Source organism: Streptomyces spinosus (genome assembly GCF_020400655.1).
GTDB classification, from domain to species: domain Bacteria; phylum Actinomycetota; class Actinomycetes; order Streptomycetales; family Streptomycetaceae; genus Streptomyces; species Streptomyces argyrophylli.
The window spans coordinates 109,897-120,538 of sequence record NZ_JAINRC010000010.1 but is presented as its reverse complement, the minus strand read 5'-3'; the positions used below and the strand labels follow the sequence as shown (position 1 = coordinate 120,538).

Sequence of the window (10,642 nt, the reverse complement as noted above, 5' to 3'; positions counted from 1 at the left end):
CCCTCCACCGCGTCACCAGCGCCGCCGAACCAGCAGGGAGCGACACCGACCGTGGACACATCCGTCGAGCAGATCGTCGAGGCGCTGCGCGAGTCATTGCTCGAGAACGAGCGGCTGCGCCAGCAGAACGCCCAGCTCACCGAGGCGGCGCAGGAGCCCGTCGCGATCGTCGCCATGAGCTGCCGCTACCCCGGCGGCGTCACCACCCCCGAACAGCTGTGGGAGCTGGTCGACACCGCCACGGACGCCGTCGGCGACTTCCCCGCGGACCGCGGCTGGGACGTCGAGGGCATCTACGACCCCGACCCCGACGCCCCCGGCAAGACCCACGTCCGCGAGGGCGGGTTCCTGTACGACGCGCCGCGATTCGACCCCGGCTTCTTCGGCATCAGCCCCCGCGAGGCCATCGCCATGGACCCGCAGCAGCGGCTGCTGCTGGAGACGTCCTGGGAGGCCTTCGAACGCGCCGGCATCGACCCGCACACCCTCAAGGGCAGCCGCACCGGCATCTACGCCGGCGTCATGTACCACGACTACGGCAGCTGGCTCACCGAGGTGCCGGAGGGCGTCGAGGGCTATCTCGGCAACGGCAACCTAGGCAGCGTCGCCTCCGGCCGCGTCTCCTACACCCTCGGCCTGGAAGGCCCCGCCGTCACCGTCGACACCGCCTGCTCCTCCTCGCTCGTCGCCCTGCACCTCGCGGTGCAGGCACTGCGCACCGGCGAGTGCGACCTCGCCCTCGCGGGCGGCGTCACGGTCATGTCCACCCCGGACACCTTCATCGACTTCTCCCGCCAGCGCGGGCTCGCGCTGGACGGCCGCTGCAAGTCCTTCGCGGAGGGAGCGGACGGCACCGGCTGGGGCGAGGGCGCCGGCCTGCTCCTGCTGGAACGGCTCGGCGACGCCCGGCGCCACGGCCACCGCGTCCTGGCCGTGGTGCGCGGCTCGGCCGTCAACCAGGACGGCGCCTCCAACGGCCTGACCGCCCCCAACGGCCCCTCCCAGCAGCGGGTCATCCGCGCCGCCCTCGCCGACGCCCGCCTGGAACCCCGCCAGGTGCACGCCGTCGAGGCCCACGGCACCGGCACCCCGCTCGGCGACCCGATCGAGGCCCAGGCCCTGCTCGCCACCTACGGCCAGGACCGCGCTGAACCGCTGTGGCTGGGCTCCGTGAAGTCCAACATCGGGCACACCCAGGCCGCCGCCGGCGTCGCCGGCGTCATCAAGATGGTGATGGCCATGCGGCACGGCCGGCTGCCCAGGACTCTGCACGCCGGACAGCCGACCTCCCAGGTCGACTGGGCGGAGGGCGCCGTCGAACTGCTGACGGACGCCCGCGACTGGCCCGCCGACGGCGAGCCCCGCCGCGCCGCCGTCTCCTCCTTCGGCATCAGCGGCACCAACGCCCACGTCATCATCGAGGCCGCCCCGGAGCCCGAGCCCCGCGCGGAGGAGCCCTCCTGGAACGGACCGCTGCCGCTGGTGCTGTCCGGCCACGGCGAACAAGGCCTCGCCGCCCAGGCCCGCACCCTCCTGGACCACCTCGCCACCGGCACCGACCCCGTCCCCGACGTCGCCCACACCCTCGCCACCGGACGCGCCGCGCTCACCGAACGGGCCGTCGTCACCGGCGCCGGCCTGCCCGCCCTCACCGCGGGCCTGACCGCCCTCGCCGAAGGCGGCACCGCGCCCAACGTGGTGCGCGGCAGGCCCGCGGCCGAGTCCCGGATCGCCTTCGTCTTCCCCGGCCAGGGCTCCCAGTGGGCCGGGATGGCCGCCGACCTGCTCGACACCTCACCCGAGTTCGCCGCGCGCATGAGCGACTGCGCCGCCGCCCTCGCCCCCGTCACCGACTGGGACCTCATCGAGACCGTGCGGGCACGGCAGCCGCTGGAGCGGGTGGACGTCGTCCAGCCCGTGCTGTGGGCGATCATGGTCTCGCTCGCCGAGGTGTGGCGCGCCCACGGGGTCCGGCCCGCCGCCGTCATCGGCCACTCCCAGGGCGAGATCGCCGCCGCCTGCGTGGCCGGCGCGCTCTCCCTCGCCGACGGCGCCCGCGTCGTCGCCCTGCGCAGCCAGGCCATCGCCCGCGAACTGTCCGGCCGCGGCGGCATGATGTCGGTGGCGCTGCCCGAGGCCCGGGTGCGCGACCTCGTCGCCCGCTACGACGGACGGGTCTCGGTGGCCGCCGTCAACGGCGCCTCCTCCGTGGTGCTGTCCGGCGACGCCGACGCCCTCGACGAACTCCGGGAGACGATCGTGGCCGGCGGCGACCGCGCCAAGCGGCTCCCCGTGGACTACGCCTCGCACTGCGCGCACGTCGAGTCGATCCGGGAGCGGCTGCTCGCCGACCTGGCGGGCATCCAGGCCCGGCCCGCCGAGGTGCCGTTCTACTCCACCGTCACCGGCGCCCGGCTCGACACCACCCGCCTCGACGCCGGTTACTGGTACACCAACCTGCGCCAGAGCGTGCTGTTCGAGCCCACCACCCGCACCCTGCTCGACGCCGGGTACGGGGTGTTCGTGGAATGCAGCCCGCACCCCGTGCTGCTGCACAGCATCGAGGAGACCGCCGACGCCGCGGGCGCCGACGTCACCGGCCTCGGCTCGCTGCGCCGTGACGACGGCGGCCCCGAACGCGTCCTGACCGCCCTGGGCGAGGCCTTCGTCGCGGGCGTCCCGGTCGACTGGTCGGCCGTGTTCGACGGCATGCCGGTCCGCACCGCCGACCTGCCCACCTACGCCTTCCAGCGCGAGCGGTACTGGCTCGGCCGGTCCGCCGCCACCGGTGACGTCACCGCCGCCGGCCTGGACACCACAGGCCACCCGCTGCTGGGCGCCGCCGTCCCGGTCGCCGAGGGCGGCACCCTGTTCACCGGCCGCCTCTCCACCGCCACCGCCCCCTGGCTGGCCGACCACGCCGTGTCCGGCACCGCCCTGCTGCCCGGCACCGCCCTGGTCGAGCTGGCGCTCGGCGCGGGCCACCACCTCGGCTGCGGACACCTCGCCGAACTGACCCTCCAGGCACCGCTGCCGCTGCCCGAGCGGGGTGCGGTCCAGCTCCAGCTGCGCGTGGCCGCCGCCGACGACGGCGGACACCGCGCGCTGACCGTCCACTCCCGCCCCGAGGGCGCCGACGACACGGCCTGGACCCTGCACGCCACCGGCCTGCTCGCCCCCGGGGCCGCCCCGCCGTCCTTCGACCTGACGGCCTGGCCGCCCCGGGACGCGCGGCCCGTACCGGTCGAGGACGCCTACGAGCGCCTCACCGGCCTCGGCTACGACTACGGGCCCGCCTTCCAGGGGCTGCGCGCGGTCTGGCGGCGCGGCGACGAGACCTTCGCCGAGGTCGAACTGCCGGTCGAGCGCGAGGGCTTCGCCCTGCACCCGGCCCTGTTCGACGCCGCCCTGCACGCCGACGGCCTCACCGCGGACGGTTCCCCCGCCGACGGCCAGGCCACCGCCCGGCTGCCCTTCGCCTGGACCGGCGTCTCGCTGTACGCGGCCGGGGCCACCGCCCTGCGGGTCCGGCTGCACGGCGGTGAGACGCTCTCCCTCCAGCTGGCCGACCCCACGGGCGCCCCGGTCGCCGAGGTGGAGGCCCTCGTCTCCCGGCCCGTCGACCCGGCCGCCCTCACCGCGGCCGCCCGCCCGGACGACCTGTACCGCCTGGACTGGCCGGCCCTGCCGGTGCCCGAGGCACCCGCGCCCGACTTCGCGGTCCTGGACGAGCACGGCCCGGCCGCGCTGGACACCGTGCCCGCCTGGGTGGTGCTGCCGGCCGGCGACTCCGACCCGGTGACCGGCGTCCGCCGGGCGACCGAGCGGGTGCTGGCCGCCGTACAGGACTGGCTGGCCGACGAACGCACCGCCTCCGCACGGCTGCTGGTGCTCACGCGGGGCGCCGTCGCGGTGGGGGAGGAGGACGTCACCGATCTGGCGGGGGCCGCCGTGTGGGGCCTGGTCCGGGCCGCGCAGGGCGAGCACCCGGAGCGGTTCGTGCTCGTGGACGGCGCCGACGCCGACGCCGCCGTGGCCGTCGCGGCGGCCACCGGGGAACCCCAGCTCGCCCTGCGCGACGGCACCGTGCACGTGCCCCGGCTCGCCCGCGCCACGCCGGCCGGACAGGCGCCCGCCCTCGACCCCGACGGCACCGTGCTGATCACCGGCGGCACCGGCGTGCTCGGCGCCCTGGTCGCCCGTCACCTGGTCGCCGCGCACGGCGTGCGCCGCCTGGTGCTGGCCGGACGCAGCGGCACCGCCGCCGACGACTTCGCCGACCTGGACGCGGACATCGTCGTGGCCCGCTGCGACGCCGCCGACCGCGGCCAACTCGCCCGGCTCCTCGCCGGCGTACCGGCCGCGCACCCGCTGACCGCCGTCGTCCACCTCGCCGGAGTCCTCGACGACGGACTGGTGACCGACCAGACGCCCGAGCGCCTGGACGCCGTACTGCGCCCCAAGGCCGACGCCGCCTGGCACCTGCACGAGCTGACCCGCGACCTGGACCTCGCCGCGTTCGTACTGTTCTCCTCCGCCGCCGGCACGGTCGACGGCGCCGGACAGTCCGGCTACGCCGCCGCCAACGCCTTCCTCGACGCGCTCGCCGCCCACCGCAGGCACCAGGGCCTGCCCGCGCACTCGCTGGCCTGGGGCTTCTGGGAGCAGCGCACCGGACTGACCGCCCACCTCACCGACGCCGACGTGGCCCGCATGGCCCGCGCGGGCGTCCGGCCCCTGTCCACCGAGGAGGGCCTGCGGCTGCTCGACACCGCCCTGGGCACCGCCGAGCCGCTGCTGCTCCCGGTCGGCCTGGACCTGGCCGTCCTGCGCCGCGCCGGCGACGTCCCGGCCGTGCTGCGCGGCCTGGTGCCCGTGCGTGCCCGCCGAACCGCGGCCTCCCGCGCGGAGACCGGGTCGCTCGCCGACCGGCTGGCCGCCCTCGGCCCCGCCGAACGCGACGCGGCCCTCACGGAACTGGTGCGCACCCACGTCGCCGCCGTCCTCGGCCACGGCGGCGACATGACGCTCGATCCGCGCCGCTCCTTCCGCGAGCTGGGCTTCGACTCGCTCACCGCAGTGGAACTGCGCAACCGCCTCGGCAACGCGGCCGGCCTGCGCCTGCCCGCCACCCTCGTCTTCGACTACCCCGACGCGGGCGCCCTCGTGGGCTTCCTGCGCGGCGAACTCCTCGGCGACCGGGCCGAGGCCGCCGTCGAGGCCACCGCGCGGGAAGCCGACGAGCCGGTCGCCATCGTCGCCATGGCCTGCCGCTACCCCGGCGGGGTCGGCACCCCCGAGGAGCTGTGGCGGCTGCTCGCCGAGGGCGGTGACGGCATCGGCGCCTTCCCCGCCGACCGCGGCTGGGACCTGGACGGCCTGTACGACCCGGAGCCGGGCAAGGCCGGTCACTCCTCCACCCGGGCGGGCGGATTCCTCTACGACGCCGCCGACTTCGACCCCGACTTCTTCGGCATCGGCCCGCGCGAGGCGCTCGCCATGGACCCGCAGCAGCGGCTGCTGCTGGAGACGTCCTGGGAGGCGCTGGAGCGGGCCGGCATCGACCCGCACTCCGTGCGCGGCTCCCGCACCGGTGTCTTCGCGGGCGTCATGTACCACGACTACGGCAGCCGGCTGCGGCACGTCCCCGAGTCCGTCCGGGACTACCTCGGCAACGGCAGCCTCGGCAGCGTGGCCTCCGGCCGGGTCGCCTACGCCCTCGGTCTGGAGGGCCCGACGCTCACCGTCGACACGGCCTGCTCCTCGTCCCTGGTGGCACTGCACCTGGCCGCGCAGGCGCTGCGCCAGGGCGAGTGCACCCTGGCCCTGGCCGGCGGTGTCTCCGTGATGTCGACCGTCGACACGTTCGTGGACTTCAGCAGGCAGCGCAACCTGGCCGCCGACGGCCACGCCAAGTCCTTCGCCGACGCCGCCGACGGCACGGCCCTGTCCGAGGGCGCCGGCATGCTCGTCCTGGAGCGGTTGTCGGACGCGCGGCGCAACGGGCATCCGGTGCTGGCCGTCGTCCGGGGTTCGGCGGTGAACCAGGACGGGGCGTCCAACGGTCTGACCGCGCCGAACGGTCCGTCGCAGCAGCGGGTGATCCGGCAGGCGCTGGCGTCCGCGCGGCTGTCGGCGGCGGACGTGGACGCGGTGGAGGCGCACGGTACGGGTACGACGCTGGGCGACCCGATCGAGGCGCAGGCGCTGCTGGCCACCTACGGCCAGGAGCGCACCGAACCGCTGTGGCTCGGCTCGGTGAAGTCCAACATCGGGCACACGCAGGCCGCCGCCGGTGTCGCCGGTGTCATCAAGATGGTGATGGCGATGCGCAACGGCGTCCTGCCCAGGACCCTGCACGTGGACCAGCCGTCCACGAAGGTCGACTGGGACGCCGGACGGGTACGGCTGCTGACGGAGGAACAGCCCTGGCCCCGCGCCGGGCGTCCGCGCCGGGCCGGCGTCTCCTCCTTCGGCATCAGCGGCACCAACGTCCACACCATCATCGAGGAGGCCCCCGAGGAGGAGCCGGCGGACGCCGAACCGGACACGGACGCGGCACCGGCCCCGCTGCTGCCCCTCGTGCTCTCCGGCGCCACCCCCGAGGCACTGGCCGCGCAGGCCGCACGGCTGCGCGCGGTCGCCGACCGCCCCCTGCCCGACCTCGCCCGCTCCCTGGCCACCGGCCGCGCCGCCCTCCCCCACCGGGCCGCCGTCGTCGCCCGCGACCGGGACGAACTCCTCGCCGGACTCGCCGCGCTGAACGACGGCACCGCCTCCGACACCGTGGTCCGCGGCCGGCCCGCCGACGGCAAGGCCGCCGTCCTCTTCACCGGCCAGGGCGCCCAGCGCCCCGGCATGGGCCGCGCCCTCCACGCCGCCCACCCGGCCTTCCGCAAGGCCCTCGACGAGGTCTGCCAGGCGCTCGACGCCCATCTCGAACGCCCGCTGCGGGACGTGATGTGGGCGGAGCCCGGCACCGAGGAGGCCGGCCTGCTCGACCACACCCTCTACACGCAAAGCGCCCTGTTCGCCGTCGAGACCGCCCTGTACCGGCTGCTGGAGTCCGCCGGCGTACGGCCCGACTGGCTCGCCGGGCACTCCATCGGCGAACTGACGGCCGCCCACGTCGCCGGCGTCTGGGACCTGGCGGACGCCGCCCGGCTGGTTGCCGCGCGCGGCCGGCTGATGCAGGCGCTGCCCGCCGGCGGCGCGATGCTCGCCGTCGACGCCACCGAGGAGGAGGTGCTGGAGCACCTCGGCCCCGAGGTGTCCGTCGCCGCCGTCAACGGACCCCGCGCCGTCGTCGTCTCCGGCACCGAGGCCGCCGTCGCCGCCGTCGCCGAGGCCTTCTCCGGCCGCCGCACCAAGCGGCTGCGGGTCAGCCACGCCTTCCATTCCCCGCTCATGGACCCGATGCTGGCGGAGTTCGAGAAGACGGCCCGCGAGCTGCGGTACGCGCCGCCCGCGATCCCCGTCGTCTCCAACGTGACCGGCGCACGCGCGAGCGAGGACGAGCTGTGCGCGCCCGAGTACTGGGTCCGGCACGTCCGCGAGGCGGTCCGCTTCGGCGACGGCGTCCGGACGCTGGAGGCCGACGGCGTGCGCACCTTCCTCGAACTCGGGCCCGACGCCGTCCTGACGGCGATGGGCGCGCAGGCCGTCGCCGACGCCGAACGGTCGGCGTTCGTGCCCGCGCTGCGCCGCGACCGCGACGAGGAGCGGACCTTCGCGACGCTGCTCGGCACCGCCCACGTGCGCGGCGTGAGCGTCGACTGGCAGCGGGTCTTCGCCGGCACCGGCGCCCGCCGCACCGATCTGCCGACCTACGCCTTCCAGCGGCGGCGGCTGTGGCTGGACGACGAGCCCGGCGCGGTCGGCGACGCCGGCGGGCTGGGCCAGGCACCGGCCGGGCATCCGATGCTGGGCGCCGCCCTCGAACTCGCCGGCGACGACCGGGTGGCCCTCACCGGCCGGCTCTCCCTCGCCACCCACCCGTGGCTCGCGGACCACGCCGTTGCCGGGGTCGTCCTCGTCCCGGGCAGCGCCCTCGTCGAACTGGCCGTCCAGGCCGGCGACCGCACGCACTGCCCGCGCGTGGAGGAACTCACCCTGGAACGGCCCCTGGTCCTGCCCGAGCGGGGCGCCGTCCACCTCCAGGTGGCCGCGGCGGCACCCGACGCCGACGGGCGCCGGCGGCTGACCGTGCACGCCCGGCCCGAGGGCTCGGACGGGGAGTGGACCCGGCACGCCACCGGCGTCCTCGCCCCGCACACCGCCCCCGAACCGGCCCCGGTCACCGACTGGCCGCCCGCCGGAGCCGTCCCCGTGGACGTCAGCGGCACCTACGACCACCTCGCCGAGCAGGGCTACCACTACGGCCCGTCCTTCCGCTGCCTGCGCGGCGCCTGGCGGCTCGGCGAGGAGGTGTGGGCCGAACTGGCCCTGCCCGATGCCGAAGCGGCCGACGGCTTCGCACTGCACCCCGCGCTGCTCGACTCCACGCTCCACGCCATCGACCTGCTCGAAGGCCAGGACCCGACCGTGATGACCCTGCCCTTCTCGTGGGAGGGCGTCACCCTGTACGCCACCGGCGCCACGGCCGTCCGGCTGCGCCTCACCCCGCACGGCACCGACCACATGACCCTGCGCCTGTACGACGGCACGGGCGCCCCCGTCGCCGAGGTGAGCGCGCTGCGCGTCCGCCAGGTCACCGCCGAACAGCTGAACGCGGCCGCACCCGCCCCCGGCGACCTGTTCCGCGTGCGCTGGACCGAACTCCCCCTCACCCCCACCGACTCGGCACCCGAGCCCCGCACCCTCACCGTGACGGCGGAGGACGAGCCCGCCGACGGCCTGCCCGCGCTCGCCCGGGGGACCGCCGTGCGGGCACTCGCCGCACTGCGGCGGGACCTCGCCGACGCGCCGGACGGCACACCGCTGGCGGTGGTGACCCGCTCCGCCGTCGCCGTCCGCGCCGACGCCGTGCCCGACCCGGCGCAGGCCGTGCTCTGGGGCATGGTGCGCGCGGCGGCGGTCGAGCACCCCGGCCGGTTCGTGCTCGTCGACACCGACGACGACCCCGCCTCGGCCGCCGTCCTCCCGGCCGCCGTCGCCACCGGCGCACCCGAACTCGCCCTGCGGGCGGGCACGGTGTACGTGCCGGAACTGGCCAGGGCCACGGACGCGGAGCCCGGCCCGGCGCCCGCGCTCGACCCGGACGGCACCGTCCTCGTCACCGGCGGCACCGGCAGCCTCGGCCGGCTGCTGGCCCGGCACCTGGTCACCCGGCACGGCGTACGCCACCTGCTGCTGACCGGCCGGGGCGGGCGGCTGCCCGAACCCGGCGCGCTGGACGACCTGGCCGCCCTCGGCGCGAAGGTGACCGTGGCCGCCTGCGACGCCACCGACCGGGACGCGCTCGCCGCCCTGCTGGCGTCCGTGCCGGCCGAACAGCCGCTGACCGCCGTGGTGCACGCCGCAGGCGTCCTCGACGACGGGCTGCTCAGCGACCTCACGCCCGAGCGGCTGGAGGCGGTCATGCGGCCCAAGGCCGACGCCGCCTGGCATCTGCACGAGCTGACCCGCGACCTCGGCCTCGCCGCGTTCGTGCTGTTCTCCTCCGCCGCCGGCACCCTGGGCGCGGCGGGGCAGGCCAACTACGCCGCCGGGAACGCCTTCCTGGACGCCCTCGCAGCCCGGCGCCGCGCCGAGGGACTGCCGGCCCTCTCGCTGGGCTGGGGACTGTGGGACACCGGGGAGGGCATGGCGGCCGGTCTCGGTGAGACCGAGCTGCGCCGGCTGGCCCGCGACGGCATCCTGCCGCTGCCCGCCGACCGCGCGCTGGACCTGTTCGACCGCGCGCTGACCGAGGCGGGCGCCCCCGCCGCCGACCGCGCCGTGCTGCTCCCGGTCCGCGTCCAGGTCACCGCCGACGCCCCCGCCCTGGTGCGGGGCCTCGCCCCGGTGGCCGCACGCCGCACCGCCCGGGCGGGGGCCACCGAGGCGCCGGCGGCCGCCGAGCCGCTCCCGCGGCGGCTGGCCCGGCTGAGCGCCGCCGACGCCCTGGGGCTGCTCGTGGAGACGGTGTGCGGGCACGTCGCCGACGTCCTCGGGCACGGTTCCGGAAGCGCCGTCGATCCCCAGCGCTCCCTGGGCGACCTGGGCGTGGACTCGCTCGCCGCGCTGGAGCTGCGCAACCGGCTCGGCGCCGACACCGGCCTGCGGCTGTCCACCACGCTCACCTTCGACTATCCGACCTCCGAGGCCCTCGCCCGGCACCTCTACGAGGAACTGGGCGGGGACGCCTCCGGCGACCCGGTCGACATCGAGGCCGAAGTGGTGCGTCTGGAGACGCTGTTGGGCACGGCACTGGAATCCGCCGCGCTGGACGAGGAGCAGCGGGCCCGGGTGGCCGCCCGGTTGCGCACCCTGAGCGCGCGCTGGGACGGCACCGGCGAGTGGCGGGAGAGCGGCACCGGGTCCACCGGGTCCACCGGGTCCACCGAAGACACGGCACTGGAGACGGCCACGGCCGACGAACTGTTCGGCATCCTGGACGACGAACTGGGCAGCTTCAGCTGAGGCACACGCCCGACGGAGCGCGGCCCCACCGGAGGACACCTCCGATGGGGCCGCGCTC

1 protein-coding gene is annotated in these 10,642 nt (G+C 76.6%); it reads left to right on the top strand.

Translation table 11 applies throughout. From position 1 onward, the window contains the following. Positions 1 to 51: 51 nt before the first annotated feature. A complete protein-coding gene (locus LG395_RS19975) occupies positions 52 to 10,584 on the top strand; it encodes a type I polyketide synthase (RefSeq protein ID WP_225810713.1) in 10,533 nt (3,510 codons plus the stop codon). Positions 10,585 to 10,642 lie beyond the last annotated feature (58 nt).